The organism is Streptomyces sp. Mut1, assembly GCF_030719295.1.
GTDB classification, from domain to species: domain Bacteria; phylum Actinomycetota; class Actinomycetes; order Streptomycetales; family Streptomycetaceae; genus Streptomyces; species Streptomyces castrisilvae.
Map to the genome: position 1 here is coordinate 3920118 of NZ_CP120997.1, position 21014 is coordinate 3941131.

Sequence of the window (21014 nt, forward strand, 5' to 3'; positions counted from 1 at the left end):
CGCGGCCCCGCCGTGCTTGGCCCAGGAGGCTTGGCCGGTGTGGTTCATCCATATCGGTAGGTTCGGATATTCGGGCGTGCGGAATAGGGCAGCAGGGACCGATGTCCTCAGCTGGACCGGTCGTGGTGCTGCGGGAAGCGCAAAGGGCGGGGGGCCGGGGTCCCTGGCCCACTGGGTAGCGTCTCCCTGGTGAATCTCAACCTCTTCAACGATGTGCCCGACGGCCTGACCCGACGGGCCCGATCGTTCGTTCAAGCACACGGCGTTAAGGTCGATGTCCGGCCCATCGCTGAGCACAGACAGTGGTGGCTTGAGCGAGACATCCCGGCGGCGGTCCTTGACCGGATGGTGGCTTATGAAGAGCGCTGGGGAGGTCTGGTTCTACCACCCGCATCGCAGTACGACGGCGGCCCGCGGTACCTCGAAGCGGACTCCCCCGAAGGCTCTGCATCCGAAGGATGGTGGTTCGAAGCAGGGATGCAGCGGACCGCGGTTCCCTATTCGTTCATGATCGGACCGTCTGGCGAGTTCGGCATCCACGCAGATCAGTGGGTGCCCCTTCATGCCACCGTCGAGGGCTGGGTGGAGTCGCTCGCGCTGACGGACCACGCGTCCACGTGCGCGAAACAGATCGTCAAGGTCACCGGTGACGATGTCAATGGCATCGTGCTGGACGGGTACGAGCAGGTGCGCGAGGTGATGGGTGTTGCCGACACCTGGTGGCGAGGAGCCGACTCACTTGTGGCGGTCTATACAGGGGAGGCCGAGGCTCTCTCCTTTCCGCGAGGCCGAACCGCTTTGATCTACTCCGGCCTGGATGAGTGGGGCCTGCGAGGAGGTGTCAAGGACAGCGACAACTGAGAGCGTCATCCGTGGCAGGCAGGGCAGTTGTCCTGGAGATCCAGCGACCCCCGGCCACGTTCACCACATAAAAACGAGCGCAGTCGAGTCGTGCCGTTGGTGGAGAGAAGATCGAGTTCGAAAGCGGCCGGTGCCAGGTCCTGCGTCCTCCGTGCTGGCGGTGCCGCCCGCCTCCACGTGGCGCACGACGGTGCAGTGCTCGACGTAGCCACCCTTCCCTGCCTTGGCGGCGAGTATCGGTAGGTTCGGATTCTGGTGTGCGCGGAATAGAGTCATGATCGGCGGGCCACCTCGGCAGCGTAGGCAGCCCTGACTGCTCCCGCGGCCCACCGCTCGGCGGCGAAGGAACTGACACCGAGGAGTCGCTGGACGACGCCCGGGGGCATCTGAGCGCACAGGTCAAGGAGTGCCGCGCAGCGGCCAGCTTCGGAGGGAAGACCGATGGTGCGTAGCCGATTGGCGAGTTGTCTGCTGGTCAGTGGCTTCCCGGGCCGCTGGGTCGGGAAGAGCCAGGGTGCGTTTTGCTCGTTCGACATCACCCTGTGTTCGTTGCTGTGGGCGATGTCGACGAGTTGGAGGACGAGCCGATCCAAGGGCGGTGGCAGCCTCAACGGGGTCTTGTTGAGTTGAAGAGCGACACCCTGGTCATCGTGGGTGATGTGCGCAGTGGTCAGGCGGCAGACTCTGGCGAGGTTCTGTCCGTAGAGAAGGACCATCAGCCCGGCGACACGGTCCTTGGTCTCCAAGGAGTCGTCGTTGAGGAGCTGGCGGGCCATGGACCAGCGCTCATCGGCATCGAGGGGGCGTTGGAACATCCGGCGCGGTCGGGCTGGGATGTTGATGCCGGAGGCGAACTTGCCGCGGACAGCCCAGGTGACGAATGGCCTGGCGGTGTAGGGGCCTTGGTGGACTCGTCGTCTCACGCAAGGGCAGCGGGGTCTTCGTCCGGCATCGGACCGAGCGGCCGGCCGGTCTGCGCCCCTACGTTGAGCAGGCATTCGCGAGTCGGAGCGTGACGATCGACTTCGCCGGATTCTCCAGCGAGACCCTCCACGGAGCCTTGCAAGAGCCACTCGACAAGATCCGCACGGGACGCCTTGCGCCCACGAACATCCGGATTCGGATTCTCGTCCCGGACATGGCCGTCCCCCAGGCTGCGCCTGTGCGCCGCAAGGACGGTGCCGATGACCCGCGCCTTCGAGCACGGATGCACGACATCATGGTCGGCTACACCCGCAGCATCTCTGACTCAATAAGCGAGCTGGAGCACCTGGGGCTCGTCCAAGAGAGCAACGTCAGCGTGCATGTTCACAGCGGTACGCAGTTCTTCAAGCTCTACATCGTCAATAAGGAAGACGCGTTTTTTGGCTACTACCCGATTCGGCCGAACAAGGTGGTTGCCCAGGGCGAGGCCATCGAGATCTTTGATCTCGTAGGCAAGGACACGATCCTCTTCCACCACTCCCTCAACGACGGCGACTCGTCGAGCGGGCCACAGCAGGTGGAGCAGGCACAGATGTGGTTCGACAGCGTGTGGGAATCGATCGGAAGGGAATCCACCCCGGATGCGCTCTGACGGCCTGGCTGGTCTGCTCGCCGAATGCGATGCTGTCCTCTTCGACTTCGACGGCCCTATCTGCGACGTCTTCCGTGGGCTCCCCGCACCGGGTGTGGCTCGTGAACTGGCTGACGTACTCGCAACCCTCGCTCCGCACCTTGGAGAGGTCGCCCGGGCCACGGAGGATCCGATGGAGGTGCACCGTCTCGCTGCACAGGGTGGAGAGGCCGTCCTAGCGGCGGTCGAGGCAGCACTCACTGAAGCGGAGGTCCGCGCCGTTAAGGTCGCCGGACCCCCAGTCCACGGCGCCACAGAGGCGCTGAAGGCTGCGTACGTATCCGGGCACCACGTCGCGGTCGTGAGCAACAACTCCGCCGAATGCGTACGCGTCTACCTGACGAAGCACGGGCTCTCCGGTGCGGTGAAGCAGATCGTGGGACGGCCGACACTCAGGCCAGACCTCATGAAGCCGTCGCCGTATCCGCTGCTCGAAGCAGCCTCGCGCCTAGGTAAAACTCCGGGGCGAATGGTTCTTATCGGGGACTCGGTGACCGATATCGAGGCGGCCCGTGCAGCGGCCACTCGAAGCATCGGATTCGCTAACAAGCCAGCGAAGGAGACTTCGCTCGCGGACGCTGGGGCCGATGAAGTCGTCCTCAACATGATGAGCGTTACAGTCGCGTTGGAAATCTAGCTTAGGGGCCAGCGACCTCCTGAATCGCAAGCAATGCTAGGTGCGGGACCACGGCGACTGCCTCATCCAGCAGGTGCTCCACTGCATTCGCGTCTGAAGAATGATCGATATCGACGATGGACGCCCAGTGCTCGGGCTCGTAACGAGCCAGCATTGAAAGGCTGAAAAGGAGGGCCCACCACACAAGAAGAGGATGAATCGGCTCCTGCATGGCACCTATAGAGGGAAAAAGAAACAAGTCATCTGGCCCTCGATACGCCGTTGCCTTCGCTCTTACCGTAGCGCGCCCGCCATCCCTAGCCTCTGGACCACCCTTTTCGTCTGGGACATAGATAATGAGCTTTTGTTGAAAGCCGTTACTCTGCTCCTCCCAGCTCACAGCTTGGGCGCCGGCGATTTCCTTGCGCGACCAACCATCCAGTGTCGGGTATCGCGCAAGGAACGTCTCTAGCGTCGCCGGATCTCTCTCGGCTGCCTGGCGAACCCTGTTACTGACGGGCATTACGTGCACCTGGGCCCAGCCTTGGCCCTCCTCGTACCTGACCCCGGACTGGCTCATGTACATGGCCTTCACACCGTCTACCCCAGGCAGAGGAACGCCATGAGTTTCCGGGATGAGCGGCCATAGCTGACCAAGATTAATCTCAGCACCTGCCTCAAAGGAAGGTACGCCCAGCGCTCTTGCCACACCAGGCAGCGATCCTTTCGCTGTAGGTGTGACGCCCACAGCCGCCAAGCCCTTGCTCGCATCTAGGTTTCTCGTGCCAATCCCATGTCCTTTCAGGCGCCATTCGATACCGACAGTCAATCTCGACGCGGCAGAGATCGCCCGCCCGAACTGGGAGAAGGCGTAGAAGATCTGGACGGGTCGCGTGGCTGGCCCGGCGTTCGCAGCTGCCTCCGTGAACTGTTGCGTTTGCTCAAGGGAGGCGTTGAAGACCGAACGACGCTGAGGGTTTGAACCCGCCGGGCCAGCAACCCCTGACCTGAGCCCACGCAGTTCACGCCAAACCTCGGCCTCCCGAGGCAGTCCAAGGTCCCGCCATGTAGCCATCGTGCCCTCCTTAGAGTTCTAGCTTCAGAGGATCGAATCACAGAGACCCATCACCCGGGGCGCGTTCAGCGAGCACGGCGCTCCTCGGCCGCCCTCAACAGACTTGGAAGGCGTGTTGAGTGCAACCACCAGCAAGTGCGTATGTCGTATCCACCGCCATCGCTCTCACCGGCCTTACGTCGAACGCCGGTGCGCAGCCTGACGGCGGAAGGGACGGCATGGTGGCCGGCACGGGACAGGTCGCTGCGCCCGGAGGCTTTTCTCTCTTGAGAGCCAGGTGCGACGTGCTCTGTTTCGAGGGGGTAGATGCCTGCCCGCACTGCCGACTCGGCAATACGCTCGGAGTGATCGACGTATGAATCGCTGGCCGGAGCTGCCCTGTAGATGCTGCGTCTCAGTTGAAGAGGGTTGGATTCTGGTCGCTATCAGGATCTTCTCTGGAATTACTCCCTGGGCTGCTGCCAGGCTCATCTCCTGTGCTGGCGTGATCTGCGGAGATCTCACTTTCGAAGCGGAGTGACCTTTCGGCGGAATCCAGCAAGTCGGCCCAGGTCAAAACATCAATGCGATTGATGAGTGAATCGTAGGTGCGAATTGTCTGGTCAATCATTGACCTTGTAACGGCGCCGACCTGTCGTACTGGATCCTCTGGGATTTCCACAAAGTCTTGATTTCCGATGATGACCGTTGCTCGACCGCGCCGGAGGTCGTAGTTGAGGCCACTATTCCTGTATAGGGTTTCCAAAGCTGCGCCACCCTCGTCGAGCTGGCGGATATAGTTCGCTGCCTGCATGGTGGCCTTGTGTACTTCTTCTCCGGGGATCAGATGCTGCCTATGGCGCTCTACCAGGTCTGGAATATACGACCCTTTGAGTTCGATGATGTGCAGCGAACCGTCGGCGCAGAACAAGGGAATGTCATATCTGTCCATTGGGACGATTGATCCGCGAGCCACCCCTGTATATCGCCCGCCAAAAATCCAGTAGTTTCCCCTGATCTTACGGTGCAGCTCAGTTTCGGTCGTCGCTGGATCGGCGATCATGCGCTTTAGATCGGCAATCAGTGTGCGCCGTTGAGCGATCACCGCAGTTTCTGCTGCTGATAGTCCAGCCGCACTTGAAGCAGCCGCAAATTGCATAATACTGGCGATGTCTTGCCGTTGAGAAAGAGCGGCCCCGACCCCTGCACCACTCAGTCCGACCCTGTCAAAAAAGTCAAGAACGCCGGAAACTGCTTCATCGCGGCTAACGTTGATCGGTTCAAACGGAATGGGGCCAAAACTGTTAACGAGGTTGTCCACGATGCCTTGAGACCTGAGGTCAGCAGACATGAAATAGCCACCCATGATGTTCCACTGCAGGCTATCCGGCGAGGCGCGCTGCAGTAGCAGTAGGGTTTTTCCGGTCCTTAGTGCAAGCTTGCGGGCCGCCCGATGTGTGGCCGCGTCTTGGAGTTCGCCCCTTAGTTTAATTAGGGCAACGACCACAGACGCTTGTACCGCAGCATCAGACTGCACTGCACGCACGCTAAAGTTGGCAGCTTTGCTGATGTATGTGAAATAAACGCGAGAATATGGCAGTTTGAGTAGTTTGGCCGTAAAGTCGCGCGCGGCGTGGTACTTATTGGTGACGGGCTTCTCGTGCTCCCTGACCAGCAGCTCGGACAGGTGTCCCAGGGTCTCTGTAGGCGTCATGCGATGAGTCTATAGCTGCGATCCGTAAGCGGTGCGTGAGTCTATTTGAAGCGCTCGGATACGGGTCAGGTTAGGTTCCGTATCCGAGCACTTGAATCACGGTTGAATTTGTCTGCCGCTAAGGCGTGACTCCGTGTATCTCCGACGTGCAGCGTCCGCAGAATTCACCTAAGCGGCCGAAATACTGCCAGCCATGTATTCGGAATGCTCCTTGAGGGCTTGCGAGAATTCTTCCCGGTAGCGGAGCCGACTCTTGAGGAGGCGTGTGTGGAACCCCGTAGTGGCGCGCAGGCTCAACGGGGCAGCATTACTGGCGTCCACGACGTCGAGCAAATTGCGATAGGGGTGTTTCTCGGGCCAGAGACTAGCCGAAACTGACCATCGTTCGCCTGAGTTTCCCCAGGCAGCTGTAGGCCACTTCATACCCTTCAGAAGGATAAGTTGACCGGTCTCATCAACGTTCCCGGGGTTTTGAAGACGATTCCCTAGCCACGTCGATACACCTACCGTCACGGCGTTTCCGACGAGCTTCCACCGAACTCCGGGGCGGGCTACCTTAAGTGCTGCTTGGGTCCAGTCGCGAGGGAAACCTTGAAGTTCCTCTGCGTCCTCAATGCGTGGTGTAACAATGGCGCGGCCAGGCTCTGCGTTGCACACCCACATGGCAGGTGATGATGGGATACCGAGCCCGGATCCTCCCTTAAGGGTCGGAAGCGCGTCCTGCGCCCACCCCAATCCGGTATTGCCTTCAGTCCAGTAGAAGCCGAAAGCGTCTTCCCTGTAATCTGATTCAGGACGTTCCTGGGCTTCGTCGGCAAATAGAACCGAGCGAGGATCCTCAGTGCGCGATGCGACGAGGATTACCCGGTGCCGTCGTTGCGGAACGCCGGTGAAACGAGAGTCGACCAAGCGATAGGCCCATGTGTAGCCAAGTCGTTCAAATTCGCTGACCAGATACTCCATGGCTGTGCCGCGGTCGAGGGCAAGCATGTTGCGTACGTTCTCGATGACTACCCATCGGGGAGAAGCATCCTCCAGGAGCTCAAGTAGGTGCTTGACCATCCCGGATGCTTTTCCGTGGATGCCTGCAGTCCGGCCGGCTTGGGACAGGTCGGTGCACGGAAAGCCTGCAGTCACCACGTCAACGTCAGGAAGGGCCTGCAGGGTCTGGATATCGTCGTGGAGAGCGACATCCGGAAAGCGGTGCTTGAGAACGGCTTGCGCAGGTTCCCACCACTCGCAGAGCAGCTTAGTCTGCATGCCTGCTGCCTCAAGCCCGAGCTCGACACCGCCGATGCCAGCGAACAGCCCGGCAACAGTCAGCGGTCGAGGGGCGACGTCAAGGTTCGGCATGGTCAAGATGATCCCACGTCCTTTTGGTTGTCTGATGCCTGCGCTTGTTCTGTACAACTCGCACACGGTTGCTTTGTGTAGTCGATTCGAGCCAGTGCGTGAGTGCCCAGTTTGGGGAGAGTTGTCCGTCGCCAGCTCCCAGGTGCTAAGGCTGGGTCGCCTGCGATCCCCGGCCCCGCCTGGCAAGAGAGCCACGGAGCGCCCAGCGCGCGGGATCGGGATCCCTGTGGGCCACCTGTGGGCCACACTCGCGAGCTAAATGTGTCGGTGAAGCGTCTGCACAGGTCGCGGGGTGTACCTGGTCCGACTCCCCGGCGGTCCTGAAAACCGTCGTGGCGCGAGTCACCGTGGGTTCAAATCCACACCCACCGCATGGGGACGGCCCCCGTCCAGGTGCACCAGGTGCATCGGGCGGGGGCCGTTCGGTTGTGCGTGCGGGCTTCTAGGATGGCGGGTGGGGCGGGGCCCGTAGCGCAGAGGTCGTCGCGCGCGGTCTCCAAAACCGCGAGGACGCCGGTTCGAATCCGGCCGGTTCCGCCCTGTTTTTTCCTCGCCCACTTCTCCGGGGTTGTTTTGCGCCCTGCTGTGGACCTCGCGGGCCCGAGCGGACGGTTCGGACATCTCCGGGGGTTTGGTTTCCCTTCCTCACGCTTGCGGGGGAATCGGGAGGCTCGGGCGGTTCGCCGGTACGGCGCTGGGCAGCTTTGATCCGCGACGTCGTGATCATCACCGGGCGGTCGGCCGCCGGCCCGGGTTCGGACTCAGCCCTATTTCCGGTTCCTGGAGGAACAGACATGGCAAGCATCCGTACCGCTCGTGCCCTCGCCGTTGTTGCCGCGCTGCCTCTTGCCGCCGTTCTCCTCGGCGGGGTGGCGCAGGCGGACAACGGCTCGATCGCGAGCGACGGATCGAACGCCGGCGTGGCCACGATCGGCGGCAGCGGGGTCGGCAGGGACAACGCGGGCAATTCGTCGACCTCCCAACAACAGGCCACCGGGCCCGGGGCGTCGAATCAAAGCAACTCCGCGCAGGTGAACGGGTCCGGGTTCACCGACATCGACCAGTCCACGCACAACTTGGCGGTGAACTTCACCAACCTCTGGTGAGCGCGGGGTCCGTCGCGGTCCGGGCGGGGGGCCGGACCGTGACGGAAGGACGGCTACGGCCCGCACAGGCGCTGCTTCGGCGCCTGCGCGGGCCGTTCCGTGTGCGAGGGGTACACGTGGGGCGTGTGCGGAGGGGCACGTGGGGCGTGTGCGTACGGGCGGTGGTGTCGCGTGCCTTGACAGCGGCAGCGTATCTGACGGACAGTCAGAAAACTGTAGCGGTCGGCTCGCAGTGCCCAGCCGGCCGGTCCTCGTGCCGTTCCCGGGAGGCGTCGACGTGCATCTGGCCCCGACCGAGCGCCAGCTCCGTCTGCGCGCCGAACTCCGTGCCTATTTCCGCGAGGTGATGCCGGAGCCCGGCCACGCGGTCCGTGATCCGGACGCGCAGCGGCGGCTGCTGCGGCGGATCGGGGCGGACGGGATGCTCGGCCTCGGCTGGCCCGTCGCGTACGGGGGGCAGGGGCGCGGCGCGGACGAGCAGTTCGTGTTCTTCGACGAGGCGTACCGGGCCGGCGCGCCCGTCTCCATGGTCACGCTCAACACCGTCGGACCCACCCTGATGAAGTACGGGACCGAGGCGCAGAAGGAGTACTTCCTGCCCCGGATCCTCGCCGGTGAGACCGTTTTCGCCATCGGCTACAGCGAACCGGAGGCCGGTACGGACCTCGCCGCGCTGCGCACCCGGGCTGTCCGGGACGGCGACGCCTGGGTCATCGACGGGCAGAAGATCTTCACCAGCAACGCGCACCAGGCGGACTGGATCTGGCTGGCCTGCCGAACCGACCCAGACGCGCCCAAGCACCGCGGCATCTCGATCCTGCTCGTGCCGACGGACGCGCCGGGCTTCTCGTGGACACCCATCGAAACGGTGGGCGGTCTGACCACCACCGCCACGTACTACGACGGTGTGCGCGTCCCGGCCGGCGCCCTCGTCGGGGAGGAGAACGCCGGCTGGGGGCTCATCACCAACCAGCTCAACCACGAACGAGTGGCGCTCGCGGCGATCGGCATGCAGGCGGAGGACTTCTACGCGGCGGCGCTCGCCTTCGCCCGCACCCCCGATCCGCTGACGGGCCGGCGCCCGGCCGATGAGCCGTGGGTGCGTTCCCGGCTGGCCGAGGCGTATGCACGGCTGGCGGCGACGCGCCTGCTCAACTGGCGCCTCGTCGGGGACGTGGGCGCGGGCGCACTGGCGCCGGGCGACGCGAGCGGCGTGAAGTTCGCCGGGACCGAGAGCGCCGTGGAGGTCTACCGGATGTGCCAGGAGATCACGGGCGACGCCGGCCTCATCCGCGGCGGCTCCCCCGGCGCGTTCGGCGACGGCGAGCTGGAGCGGATGAACCGGGCGGCCCAGATCAACACGTTCGGGGGCGGGGTGAGCGAGGTGCAGCGGGAGATCGTCGCCATGATGCGGCTCGGCATGAAGGGGGCGAAGCGGTGACAGCCGGGAAAGCGAGCGCGGAAGCCGGCGTGGACGAGGACGTGAGCGGAGACGCCGACGAGCTGTACGGGCGGCTCAGAGCGTACGAAGGGCGGCCCGCCGCCACCGCCGGGACCGGCAAGGACCTCGTCAACGAGACGATGATCAGGCACTGGTGCGAGGCGATGGGCGACACCAACCCCGCCTACACGGGACCGGACGCCATTGCTCCGCCGACGATGCTCCAGGCCTGGACGATGGGCGGTCTGTCCGGTCACACGGACCGCAGTGGGCCCTACGACGAGCTGTTCGCCCTGCTCGACGGGGCCGGGTACGCGGCCGTCGTCGCGACCGACTGCGAACAGGAGTATCTGCGCCCCCTGCGCCCCGGGGACCGGGTCACCTTCGACGCGGTGATCGAGTCCGTATCCGCACGCAAGACGACGAAACTCGGCACCGGCTACTTCATCACCACGCGCATGGACGTCCGCGCCTCGGGCGAACCGGCCGGGACGCACCGCTTCCGCATCCTCAAGTACCGCCCGGCGAAGGCAGGCGGGAAGCCGAAGGGGCCCGCCGGTGTCGCGCGGCCCGATCCTGTCGTCAACCGGGACAACGCCGGTTTCTGGGAGGGCGTGGCGGCCGGCCGGCTGCTGATCCAGCGCTGTGGGGTGTGCGCCGCCCTGCGCTTTCCCTGGCTGCCCGGCTGCAACACCTGCGGATCACCCGAGTGGGACACGGTCGAGGCATCGGGCGAGGGCACGGTCTTCAGCTACGTCGTCATGCACCACCCGCCGTTCCCCGCCTTCAGCGAGTCGGGCGAGGGCGGCCCGTACGCGGTGGCACTCATCGAGCTCGCGGAGGGCGTGCGCATGGTCAGCAATGTGGTCGGTGTGCCGTACGACGAGGTGCGGGTGGGCATGCCGGTGCGGCTGGAGTTCCTGCGTACCGGCCCCGAGGCGAGACTTCCGGTCTTCCGTTCCTCGGCGGGAGGTGAGGGCTGACATGGATTTCACGCCCAGTGAGGAGCAGCGCGCGGCGCAGGGGCTGGCCTCCCGGATCTTCGCGGACCTGTCGACGCACGACCGCCTGGTCGCGGCCGGCAGCGGCTCGGACACGGAGCTGTGGAAGGAGCTGTGTGCGGCCGGTCTGCCCGGGGCGGCCGAGGAGATTGGACTGCTCGGCCTGGTCCTGATGCTGGAGGAGCAGGGGCGGACGACGGCGCAGGTGCCGTTCGCGGCGAGCTGTGTCTACGGGCTGCTGGCCGTCGCCGGGCACGGTACGGACGAACAGCGCGAGCGGTTGCTGCCGCCGCTGCGTGACGGTACGGCGGTGGCGACGGGTGCGTTCCCCGCCTGCGGCGCCGTACACGTGGAGACCGGGGCCCGTTTGAGTGGTGGGGTGCCGTTCGTTCCCTGGCTGCGGGACGCCACACACGTCCTGGTCGCCGCCGCCGACCGCGCCCTGTGGCTGGTGCGGACCGGGGAGCGCGGGGTGCGGACCGAGCCCGTCGAGACCACGGCCGCGTGGTCGGCCGGCCGGCTCGTGCTGGACGGGGCGTCCGCCGAGCGGCTCGGGGACGTGGGGGCGTACGAGGACGTGCTCGCCGGTGCGCGGACGGCGTTCGCCGGTGTGCAGGCGGGCGTGTGCGCCGGATCGGTGGCGCGAGCGGTCGAACACACCGGCACGCGCGAACAGTTCGGGCGCCCCCTGTCGACCAAGCAGGCCGTGCTGCTGCGGGCCGCCGACGCGTACATGGACACCGAGGCGATCCGTGTCACGGCGTACGAGGCGGCATGGCGCCGCGACGAGGGACTGCCGTACGGGAAACAGGCGCTGACGGCCGCATGGTGGGCGTCCGAGGCGGGAAAGCGCGTCGTCCACACCGGCCAGCATCTGCACGGCGGCACGGGGGCCGACCTCGACCACCCCGTCCACCGGCACTTCCTCTGGGGGCGGCAGCTCGACGCCTACCTCGGCAGCGGCGGTGGCGTACTCCAGGAACTCGGCACGCTGCTGACGGAGGAGGAGCCGGAGGAATGACGGACCCGATGACCGACGGCCGACCGGAACCCGACGCGCCGATGCCCGACGCGCCGATGCCCGACGCGCTGCTGCCCGACGCGCTGACGCCCGCTCCGAAGCCCGACGCCCCCGCACTCGGCGAGGAACTCGCGCCGCTGGAGATCGCGGTGACCCGCACCCTCATCGTGGCCGGTGCCCTCGCCTCACGCGACTACCAGGACGTGCACCACGACGCGGAGTCGGCGCGGGAGAAGGGCTCCCCGGACGTCTTCATGAACATCCTGACCACCAACGGCCTGGTCGGCCGGTACGTCACCGACCGCTTCGGCCCCACGGCGGTCCTCAGGCGCGTCGCCATCAGGCTGGGCGCGCCCAACTACCCCGGCGACACCATGGTCCTGAGCGGCAGGGTCACCGCGCTCGGGGCGGACGGGACGGTGGAGGTGTCCGTCGTCGGCGCCAACGGGCTCGGCCGGCACGTCACCGGCACGGTGAGCGTCAGCATCCCCGTAAGCGTCACCCGTCCGGAGGGGTCCGTATGAGCGTGCGCATGGCCGACTCGCTCGGCGGGAAGGCGGCGGTGGCCGGGATCGGCGCCACCGAGTTCTCCAAGGACTCCGGACGCAGCGAACTCAGGCTCGCCGTCGAGGCGGTGCACGCGGCGCTGGACGACGCGGGTCTCACCCCCGCGGACGTCGACGGTCTGGTCACCTTCACGATGGACACCAGCCCGGAGATCACCGTCGCCCAGGCCGCCGGCATCGGCGAACTGTCCTTCTTCTCGCGCGTCCACTACGGCGGTGGCGCGGCCTGCGCGACGGTCCAGCAGGCGGCCCTCGCCGTCGCCTGCGGGGTCGCTGACGTCGTCGTCTGCTACCGCGCGTTCAACGAACGGTCCGGGCGCCGCTTCGGCTCCGGCGTGCAGCGGCGCGAGCCCACCGCCGAGGGCGCGGCGCTCGGCTGGAACCTGCCCTTCGGGCTGCTCACGCCCGCCTCCTGGGTGGCCATGGCGGCCCGGCGTTACCTGCACACGTACGGGCTGACGCCGGAGGCTTTCGGGCATGTCGCGGTGGTCGACCGGCGGCACGCGGCCCGCAATCCGGCGGCGTACTTCCACGGCAAGCCGATCACGCTCGCCGACCACGCGGCCTCCCGCTGGATCGTCGAGCCGCTGCGGCTGCTGGACTGCTGCCAGGAGACGGACGGCGGCCAGGCGATCGTCGTCACCAGCGCCGAACGGGCCCGTGACCTGCGCCGCCCGCCCGCGGTGATCGTCGCGGCGGCCCAGGGCGCGGGGCGGGCGCAGGAGCAGATGACCAGCTTCTACCGGGACGATCTGACGGGTCTGCCGGAGATGGGGGTCGTCGCGCGCCAGCTGTGGCGCACCTCGGGCCTCGCGCCCTGCGATGTCGACGTGGCGATCCTGTACGACCACTTCACCCCCTTCGTCCTGATGCAGCTGGAGGAGTTCGGCTTCTGCGCCCCGGGCGAGGCGGCGGACTTCGTGGCGGCGGACGCGCTGCCCCTGAACACCCATGGGGGCCAGCTCGGGGAGGCGTACCTGCACGGCATGAACGGCATCGCGGAGGCGGTCCGGCAGATCCGGGGCACCTCGGTGAACCAGGTGCCGGGCGCCGCCACCTCCCTGGTCACCGCCGGCACGGGCGTCCCGACCTCGGGCCTGCTGCTGGGCCGGGCGGGCTGACGGGGGCCGTGTCCGTGGGCGTACGCATCGGGGGCGACCCGGAGTCCCGCAGGGGTGGGCCCTCCACCTACAGGAGGTGGAGGGGTGCATGGGCCTACACCCTGAGGCGGACGCGGTTTCGGGACCTGGGGGCGATCCACGGAGCGTGCCCCGCTCCTAGCGTGGAGCCATGACCACGCCAGTCCGCACGGGCACCTCCAGGGGAGCCGCACCGGCATGCACGTCGGGAGCGGCACGTACTTTCGCACCGGCGGTGCGCACGTCCGCACCGATGCGTCCGTCCGCGTCGGCGCGCACCTCGTACGGTGTGCGCGCGTCGGCGGCGCCGTATGTCCCGTACCCCTCGTTCACGTCGTTCGTGAAGGCGCGGGGGCCGGTGCTGCTGCGCGCCGCCCGCTCGCTCACCGCGAATCCGAGCGATGCCGAGGACCTGTTGCAGACGGCGCTCACCAAGACGTATGTGGCCTGGGACCGGATCGAGGACCACCGGGCGCTCGACGGCTATGTGCGCCGGGCCCTGCTGAACACCAGGACCTCGCAGTGGCGCAAGCGCAAGGTCGACGAGTTCGCCTGCGACGAGCTGCCCGAGCAGGAGACGGCCCCCGGCCCGGACCCCGCCGAGCAGCAGTCGTTGCACGACGCGATGTGGCGTGCGGTGCTGAAGCTGCCCGCCCGCCAGCGGGCCATGGTCGTCCTGCGCTACTACGAGGACCTGAGCGAGGCACAGACCGCCGAGGTGCTCGGAGTCTCCGTCGGGACGGTCAAGAGCGCGGTCTCCCGGGCGCTCGGCAAACTGCGGCTGGACCCGGAGCTGACCCCGGTCCGCTGAGTCGTCCGGCGCGCGGGCAAGCGGAGCGGAGTCGTCCGCCACCACCCCTCCGGTCGGTGTGAAATGCCGGACGACACCGATTCGTACCCTCGGGAGTAGTGACATACCGCTCGGTATGTGCGCAGAATCAGCGGAACCCTACTGCCGCGTAGCGCCCACCGGGAGGACGCCGTGCTCAGCACCATGCAGGACGTACCGCTGACTGTCACCCGCATCCTGAACCACGGGATGACGATTCATGGGAAGTCGCAGGTCACGACCTGGACCGGAGAGCCGGAGCCGCACCGGCGCAGCTTCGCCGAGATCGGGCGACGGGCCACGCAGCTCGCCAACGCCCTGCGCGACGAGCTCGGCATCGACGCGGATCAGCGCGTCGCGACCCTCATGTGGAACAACGCCGAGCACGTGGAGGCGTACCTCGCCATCCCGTCCATGGGCGCCGTGCTCCACACGCTGAACCTCCGCCTCCCCGCCGAGCAGCTGATCTGGATCGTCAAGCACGCCGACGACAAGGTCGTCCTCGTCAACGGCTCGCTGCTGCCGCTCCTCGCGCCGCTGCTCCCCCAGCTGACGTCGCTCGAACATGTGGTCGTATCCGGTCCGGGTGACCGTTCGGCGCTGGACGGCGCGACCGTGCGGGTGCACGAGTACGAGGAGCTGATCGCGGGCCGCCCCACCAGCTACGACTGGCCCGAGCTCGACGAGCGCCAGGCCGCAGCCATGTGCTACACCTCCGGCACGACGGGGGACCCGAAGGGCGTCGTCTATTCCCACCGTTCGATCTACCTGCACTCCATGCAGGTGAACATGAGCGAGTCGATGGGTCTGACCGACAAGGACACCACCCTGGTCGTCGTGCCCCAGTTCCACGTCAACGCGTGGGGGCTGCCGCACGCGACGTTCATGTCCGGCGTCAACATGCTGATGCCGGACCGCTTCCTCCAGCCGGCCCCGCTCGCCGACATGATCGAGCGTGAGCGCCCTTCGCACGCCGCGGCCGTCCCCACCATCTGGCAGGGGCTGCTCGCAGAGGTCACCGCCAACCCGCGCGACCTCACCTCGATGGCCAACGTCACGATCGGCGGCGCCGCCTGCCCGCCCTCCCTCATGGAGGCGTACGACAAGCTCGGCGTCCGCCTCTGTCACGCCTGGGGCATGACGGAGACCTCCCCGCTCGGCACCATGGCCAACCCGCCCGCCGGGCTGACCGAGGAGCAGGAGTGGCCCTACCGCATCACTCAGGGCCGCTTCCCCGCAGGCGTCGAGGCGCGGCTGGTCGGCCCGGCCGGCGAGCACCTGCCGTGGGACGGTGAGTCGGCCGGTGAGCTGGAGGTGCGCGGGTTCTGGATCGCCGGTGCGTACTACGGCGGCGCGGACGGTGAGGCGCTGCGGCCCGAGGACAAGTTCAGCGAGGACGGCTGGCTGAAGACCGGCGATGTCGGTGTGATCAGCCCCGACGGCTTCCTCACGCTCACCGACCGCGCGAAGGACGTCATCAAGTCCGGCGGCGAGTGGATTTCCAGTGTCGAGCTGGAGAACGCCTTGATGGCGCACCCCGACGTCGCCGAAGCCGCCGTCGTGGCCGTCCCGGACGACAAGTGGGGCGAGCGCCCGCTCGCCACGGTCGTCCTCAAGGAGGGCGCCACCGCCGACTACGAGGCCCTGAAGTCGTTCCTCGCCGATTCGGGCATCGCGAAGTGGCAGCTGCCGGAGCGGTGGTCGGTCATCCCCGCTGTGCCGAAGACGAGCGTCGGCAAGTTCGACAAGAAGGTCATCCGCAAGCAGTACGCGCAGGGCGAGCTGGACATCACGCAGCTCTGAGCCGAGCCGCACGGACGACGAGGGCGGTACGGGGTCTTCCCGTACCGCCCTCGTCGTATGCGCCTGTGCGGCGGTCAGTTCGTGCTTGTGCGGCCGTCGGACCGCGGTTGCGCGGCGTTCGGACCGCGCCTGTGCGGCGGTTGCGCGGCGGTCAGTTCGTGCCGATCTTCGCCAGCAGGTCGACGATGCGGGACTGCACCTCTTCGCTCGTCGAGCGCTCCGCCAGGAACAGCACGGTCTCGCCGGAGGCGAGCTTCGGCAGCTCCGACTGATCGATGCCGGCCGAGGTGTAGACGACCAGCGGGGTGCGGTTCAGCTGCCCGTTGGCGCGCAGCCAGTCGACGATGCCGGCCCGGCGACGGCGTACCTGCATCAGGTCCATCACCACCAGGTTCGGGCGCATCTGGGCCGCCAGCGACACCGCCTCGCTGTCCGTCGCCGCGCAGGCCACCTGCATGCCCCGCCGCTCCAGCGTCTGCGTCAGCGCGAACGCGATGTCCTCGTGCTCCTCGATCAGCAGGACGCGCGGCGGGTGCTGCTCGCTGTCGCGCGGAGCGAGCGCCTTCAGCAGTACGGCGGGGTCGGCGCCGTACGCCGCCTCCCGCGATGCCTGCCCGAGTCCGGCCGTCACCAGGACCGGCACCTCGGCGGCCACTGCCGCCTGGCGCAGCGACTGCAACGCCTTTCGGGTGATGGGCCCGGTCAACGGGTCTACGAAGAGCGCGGCGGGGAACGCGGCGATCTGCGCGTCCACCTCCTCGCGCGAGTGCACGATCACCGGCCGGTAACCGCGGTCGCTCAGCGCCTGCTGGGTCGAGACATCGGGCGCGGGCCACACGAGCAGCCGGCGCGGGTTGTCCAGCGGCTCGGGAGGCAGCTCGTCGTCCACGGGCTGCGGTGAGGGCCGGTTGGCGACCTCCACCGCACCACCGGGACCGTCCAGCGGCTCGGGCCCCTCGGCCGCGCCCTCGTCGGGCGCCCCTATGGCGTAGGCGCGCCCTTCGGCCGCCGGTGCGGCAAGCAGCTGCCCCGATCCCTGCCCCTGAACCGTGGTGCCGGGGGCGGACTGGGGTGCGGGGAGCGCGGTCTGCTGTTCTTCGGGCGCGGGCGCGCCCGGTTCCGGCTCCGGCTCCGGCGGCGCGGCGAGCTTCCGGCGCCGGCCGACGCTGCCGGCGCCGCCCTGGGGCTGGTTCTGCTGGTGGGCGATGTGCTGGGCGAACGGCACACCCTGCCCGAGCGTGCGCACGCTGAACGCGCGCCCCTGCGTCGAGTCCGGCGACCCCGGCATCGGCGCCTCGGCGGGCAACGGCTGCCGCCGTACGTCGGGCGCGGGCGCCAGGGTCCGGGGACGGGCCGCGGGGGCGCGAAGCCCTTCGGGGCCGGCGCCCGTGTCATCGACGGGGACCCCGCCGGGGGCGGCCGCGGTGCCGGTGGTGTGGGCGGTGGGGGCGACGGGCACGGCGTCCGGCAACTCCGGCTCCGGGGCGGCGGGCGCGACGGGCCCCTGGCCGGAGGCGTCGTCCGGCCCCCAGCCACCGGGCTGAGCCGGAGGCGCCGAGGGCGCGAAGGGCTCGGGGCGCGGGGCGGGCTGGGCCGCCTGCGCGGGTACGTGCGCGGCCGGAGGCGGGACGGGGGCACCCGGCACCGGGTCCGCGCCAGGCGCACCGGCCACGGGCTGTCCGTCCTGTGCCGGCACCGCGAAGGGCGCGGGCTGCCCCTCCTGCGGGCCGCTTTCGGGCCGCCGGGCGCGACGCCGGCCGGTGGGGGCGGGCGAGACAGGCGGGGCCTGCGGGGGTACGGGTGAGGCCTGGGGGGCCTGCGGCGGTACGGGGGCGTGCTCCGGCGCGCCGGAGAGGGCGTCGAGCCCCCCGGCCACACCACCAGGCACGCTGGCGCCGCCGCCGGGTGTGCCCATGGCCCCGCCGGAGGTACCGGGGGGCGTACCGGCGGCATCACCCTGGGGCGCACCCGCCACACCACCAGGCACACCGGCGCCGCCCTCGGGAGCGCCCGGCACTCCGCCGGGGACACCCAGAACGCCACCAGGCGTACCGGCCACACCACGCTCGGGCGCACCGGGCACCGCACCGGACACCGCACCGGCTCCCTCGGTCCCGGCGCCGGCCGCGCCGCCGGGGCCCGCGGGCAGCGAGCCGTCGACCTCCTCGCCGGCCGGAGCCACCCGGTCCGCATCGGCGGGCGGCAACGCGAAGGGGACGCGCGGCCCGGACTGTTCGGCGGCGGCCCGGTCCTGGGCGGCGGCCAGGGCGCGCCGGGCCCTCCGGCCGGTCGGCTGCGGCGCGGTCGCGGGCGACTCGGAGACGGGGGACGTCGCACCGGGAGCCGCGTGGCCCCCGTCGTTCAGGTCCGAGAAGGCGGCGGAGGCCGGGGCCTCGACGGCGTTCACGGCGGCGGGGAGCGCCAGCCGGTTCTCCTCGCCCGAACGCCCACGGTGTCCCCGGTGCCCACCGGCCGGGACCGGGACCTGAGCGTCCGCGGCCACGCCCTGCGGCGGCACGGTCTGCCCGCGCTGCGGCCGGCCACCGCCACCCTGCGCGCCCTCGGCGGCGGTCACCACGGACCCCTCCGACGGAGCGGCCGAGGGCAGCGCGAGGGCCTGCCCCGGCGCCTGCGCGGCGGCCTGGGCACCGGTTTCGGCGGGGCTGGGACGCCCGCGACGACGTCCGGAGCCCTCGGCCTGTTGGGCGGGGATGAGCTCGTTCGGGGCCACCTCGGGCGCGGGGGCCGCACGGCGCGCACGCCGGCGCCCGGTCGGCTCGGACGCGCCGGTGTCCCCGGGCGCGGCCTGGAGCTCGCCGGTGCCGTCGGACCCGCCGACGGGGCTCTCCAGGAAGGCGTCGGTGGAGGAACGGCGCGCCCGGCGCCGCCCCCGCCCGGCCTCGGGAACCGCGGCCTCCGAGGAGGCATGACCCGACTCCGCGGAGGGAACACCCGCAGGTTCGGAAGCCGCGGGTTCGGGAACAGCCACAGGAACGGATTCGGGCACAGGAACGGATTCGGGCACGGACGGCGCGGCAGCCACCACGGTCCCGGACCCCGCGCCGATCGGCACTTCGAGCACGTACGCACTGCCGCTCATGCCCGGCATCTCGTGCGTCTGGAGGACACCGCCGTGCGCGCGCACGATGCCGCTGACGATCGGCACGTGCACCGGGTCGCCTCCGGCGAACGGACCGCGCACCTCGATGCGTACGACGTCACCGCGCTGGGCGGCGGCGACCACCACGGTCGAGTCGACGTAACCGCCACCGGGCACGACCCGTGCCTTGCCCGTCGAATCGACGCCCGCGACATCCGCGACGAGGTGGGCGAGCGCGGTCACCAGCCGTCCGGCGTCCACCTCCGCCTCGATCGGCGGGGCGTGCACCGCGAACTGCGCGCGCCCCGGCCCGATCAGCTCGACCGAGGCGTCGATGCCGGCCGTGACGACCCCGTCGAGCAGCACCCGCGTCTTGGCGAGCGCCTCGGCGCCGCCGTCGAGGCGCTGGTAGCTCAGCACGTTGTCGATGAGCGTCGTCATACGCGCGTAGCCCGCGGCGAGGTGGTGCAGGATCTGGTTGGCCTCGGGCCAGAGCTGCCCGGCCGGGTCGGCGGCGAGCGTGGACAGCTCGCCGCGCAGTTCCTCCAGGGGCCCGCGCAGCGACTCGCCGAGCACGGCGGTGAGCTGGGTGTGCCGGGCGGTGAGGTCGGTCAGCCGCTCGGTCTGCTTCTCCAGCTCGGAGGCGTAGCGCTCGGTGCTGTCGGCCAGTTCGGCGGCGTGCGCCTCCTTCAGGGCGGCGAGCTCGGCGGCGTGCCGTTCGGTGAGCTCGGTGACCTCGGAGGTGTGGCTCTCGGCCAGCTCGGCGGCCTCGGCCTTGCGCCGCGTCTCCAGCTCCTCGTAGGGCCTGCGGTCGGTGAACGTCATCACGGCGCCGACGAGCTGGTCGCCGTCGCGGACGGGGGCGGTGGTCAGGTCGACCGGCACCTGTTCCCCGCTCTTGGACCACAGAACCTGCCCGCGCACCCGATGCTTGCGCCCCGACTTCAGGGTGTCGGCGAGCGGCGACTCCTCGTACGGGAACGGCTCGCCCTCCGCACGCGAGTGCAGGATCAGCGGATGCAGCTCCTGGCCGCCGAGATCGCTGGCACGGAAGCCCAGGATCTGCGCGGCGGCGGGGTTGACGAGGACGACCCGGCCGTCCGTGTCCGTACCGACGACGCCTTCGGCAGCGGCGCGCAGGATCATCTCGGTCTGGCGCTGCGAGCGGGCGAGCTCGGCCTCGGTGTCGACGGTGCCGGAGAGGTCGCGCACGACGAGCATCAGCAGCTCGTCACCCGTATAGCTGCCGCCGTACGAGGGCTGGACGTCCTTGTACGCCGCCTGCCCGTCCTCCAGGCTGGCGCTCGTCACCTCGACGGGGTACTCGTTGCCGTCGGTACGCCGCGCGGTCATCCGCGTGGGCTTCGTACGGCCCCGCTCGTCCGCAGCCTCCGGCCTTCGCATCGACCCCGGGATCAGCTTGGAGTCGAACTCCGGCAGCAGATCGAGCAGCCCGCGACCGACGAGCGCGGTGCCCGGGGTCTCGAACATTTCGAGGGCGATGGTGTTGGCGTTGACGACCGTACCGTTGCAGTTGACGAGCAGAAGCCCGTCCGGAAGGGCGTCGAGTATGGCTGCGAGGCGAGCAGCGCCTCGGGATGGCCTGCTGCTCACGACGACGCTTCCTCCCTGATTACTGCACCTTGCCGACAGCGGCCCCATCTTGCCCCTCGGGCCTCAGGCTGTCACTGGAGGAGTCTAAAGGCAGGGGAGGGGCGCGGGGCTGCGGATGAGGGGGAGCTCTCACCAAGGTTTGGTGCGTACGGTGTACGACTCCGCCCCTCGCCGCGCCCCG

At 68.7% G+C, this 21014-nt stretch carries 16 protein-coding genes and 2 tRNA genes; 13 read left to right on the plus strand and 5 right to left on the minus strand.

Annotated features, from left to right (window positions below):
* Positions 1-189 precede the first annotated feature (189 nt).
* Positions 190-861 carry a hypothetical protein gene (locus tag P8A18_RS16965; protein ID WP_306055634.1) on the plus strand — a complete coding sequence of 224 codons (672 nt, stop codon included), beginning with the start codon at positions 190-192 and terminating at the stop codon, positions 859-861.
* Positions 862-1133: 272 nt separating this feature from the next.
* Here the strand turns inward: P8A18_RS16965 and P8A18_RS16970 are convergent, their stop codons facing one another.
* Positions 1134-1637, minus strand: a complete 504-nt coding sequence (locus P8A18_RS16970) for a site-specific integrase (RefSeq protein ID WP_306055636.1) — start codon at positions 1635-1637, stop codon at positions 1134-1136.
* A 236-nt stretch (positions 1638-1873) separates the two neighbouring features.
* On the opposite strand from P8A18_RS16970, the gene P8A18_RS16975 reads away from it, so the two are divergent.
* A complete protein-coding gene (locus P8A18_RS16975; protein ID WP_306055638.1) occupies positions 1874-2437 on the plus strand; it encodes a hypothetical protein in 564 nt (187 codons plus the stop codon).
* The gene (locus P8A18_RS16980; protein ID WP_306055640.1) at positions 2427-3113 is read left to right on the plus strand and encodes an HAD family hydrolase; all 687 of its coding nucleotides are present in this window, start codon (positions 2427-2429) and stop codon (positions 3111-3113) included. The genes P8A18_RS16975 and P8A18_RS16980 overlap by 11 nt, the downstream gene beginning before the upstream one ends.
* A 1-nt stretch (position 3114) precedes the next feature.
* On the opposite strand, the gene P8A18_RS16985 is transcribed toward P8A18_RS16980, so the two are convergent.
* From P8A18_RS16985 to P8A18_RS16995, 3 genes are all read right to left on the minus strand, one after another.
* A complete protein-coding gene (locus P8A18_RS16985) occupies positions 3115-4167 on the minus strand; it encodes a YaaC family protein (protein ID WP_371933681.1) in 1053 nt (350 codons plus the stop codon).
* A 394-nt stretch (positions 4168-4561) separates the two neighbouring features.
* Complete coding sequence (locus tag P8A18_RS16990; RefSeq protein ID WP_306055644.1) at positions 4562-5860, minus strand: Shedu anti-phage system protein SduA domain-containing protein; 1299 nt, start codon at positions 5858-5860, stop codon at positions 4562-4564.
* Between the two features lie 168 nt (positions 5861-6028).
* On the minus strand, positions 6029-7213 hold the full coding sequence (locus P8A18_RS16995) for a DNA cytosine methyltransferase (RefSeq protein WP_306055646.1): 1185 nt from the start codon (positions 7211-7213) through the stop codon (positions 6029-6031).
* 287 nt (positions 7214-7500) lie between these two features.
* Here P8A18_RS16995 and P8A18_RS17000 point away from each other — a divergent pair.
* From P8A18_RS17000 to P8A18_RS17045, 10 genes are all read left to right on the plus strand, one after another.
* A tRNA-Ser gene (locus P8A18_RS17000) sits at positions 7501-7586 on the plus strand.
* A gap of 88 nt (positions 7587-7674) precedes the next feature.
* Positions 7675-7750: transfer RNA gene (locus P8A18_RS17005), tRNA-Trp, on the plus strand.
* Positions 7751-8007: 257 nt separating this feature from the next.
* Positions 8008-8319 carry a hypothetical protein gene (locus P8A18_RS17010; protein WP_306055648.1) on the plus strand — a complete coding sequence of 104 codons (312 nt, stop codon included), beginning with the start codon at positions 8008-8010 and terminating at the stop codon, positions 8317-8319.
* Between the two features lie 277 nt (positions 8320-8596).
* A complete protein-coding gene (locus tag P8A18_RS17015; protein WP_306055650.1) occupies positions 8597-9760 on the plus strand; it encodes an acyl-CoA dehydrogenase family protein in 1164 nt (387 codons plus the stop codon).
* Positions 9757-10743, plus strand: coding sequence for a bifunctional MaoC family dehydratase N-terminal/OB-fold nucleic acid binding domain-containing protein (locus tag P8A18_RS17020; RefSeq protein ID WP_306055652.1), 987 nt, complete (start codon positions 9757-9759; stop codon positions 10741-10743). Before P8A18_RS17015 ends, P8A18_RS17020 begins: the two co-directional genes overlap by 4 nt.
* A gap of 1 nt (position 10744) precedes the next feature.
* The gene (locus tag P8A18_RS17025) at positions 10745-11782 is read left to right on the plus strand and encodes an acyl-CoA dehydrogenase family protein (protein WP_306055654.1); all 1038 of its coding nucleotides are present in this window, start codon (positions 10745-10747) and stop codon (positions 11780-11782) included.
* Between the two features lie 56 nt (positions 11783-11838).
* Positions 11839-12306: a MaoC family dehydratase gene (locus P8A18_RS17030; protein ID WP_306060959.1), complete on the plus strand. Its 468-nt coding sequence runs from the start codon at positions 11839-11841 to the stop codon at positions 12304-12306.
* Complete coding sequence (locus P8A18_RS17035) at positions 12303-13469, plus strand: lipid-transfer protein (RefSeq protein ID WP_306055656.1); 1167 nt, start codon at positions 12303-12305, stop codon at positions 13467-13469. Before P8A18_RS17030 ends, P8A18_RS17035 begins: the two co-directional genes overlap by 4 nt.
* A 169-nt stretch (positions 13470-13638) precedes the next feature.
* Entirely contained in the window at positions 13639-14298 is a 660-nt protein-coding gene (locus P8A18_RS17040; protein ID WP_306055657.1) for a SigE family RNA polymerase sigma factor, read from the plus strand.
* Positions 14299-14469: 171 nt separating this feature from the next.
* A complete protein-coding gene (locus tag P8A18_RS17045) occupies positions 14470-16119 on the plus strand; it encodes a long-chain fatty acid--CoA ligase (protein ID WP_306055658.1) in 1650 nt (549 codons plus the stop codon).
* A 151-nt stretch (positions 16120-16270) separates the two neighbouring features.
* Here the strand turns inward: P8A18_RS17045 and P8A18_RS17050 are convergent, their stop codons facing one another.
* Entirely contained in the window at positions 16271-20833 is a 4563-nt protein-coding gene (locus P8A18_RS17050) for a response regulator (RefSeq protein WP_306055659.1), read from the minus strand.
* Between the last annotated feature and the right edge of the window lie 181 nt (positions 20834-21014).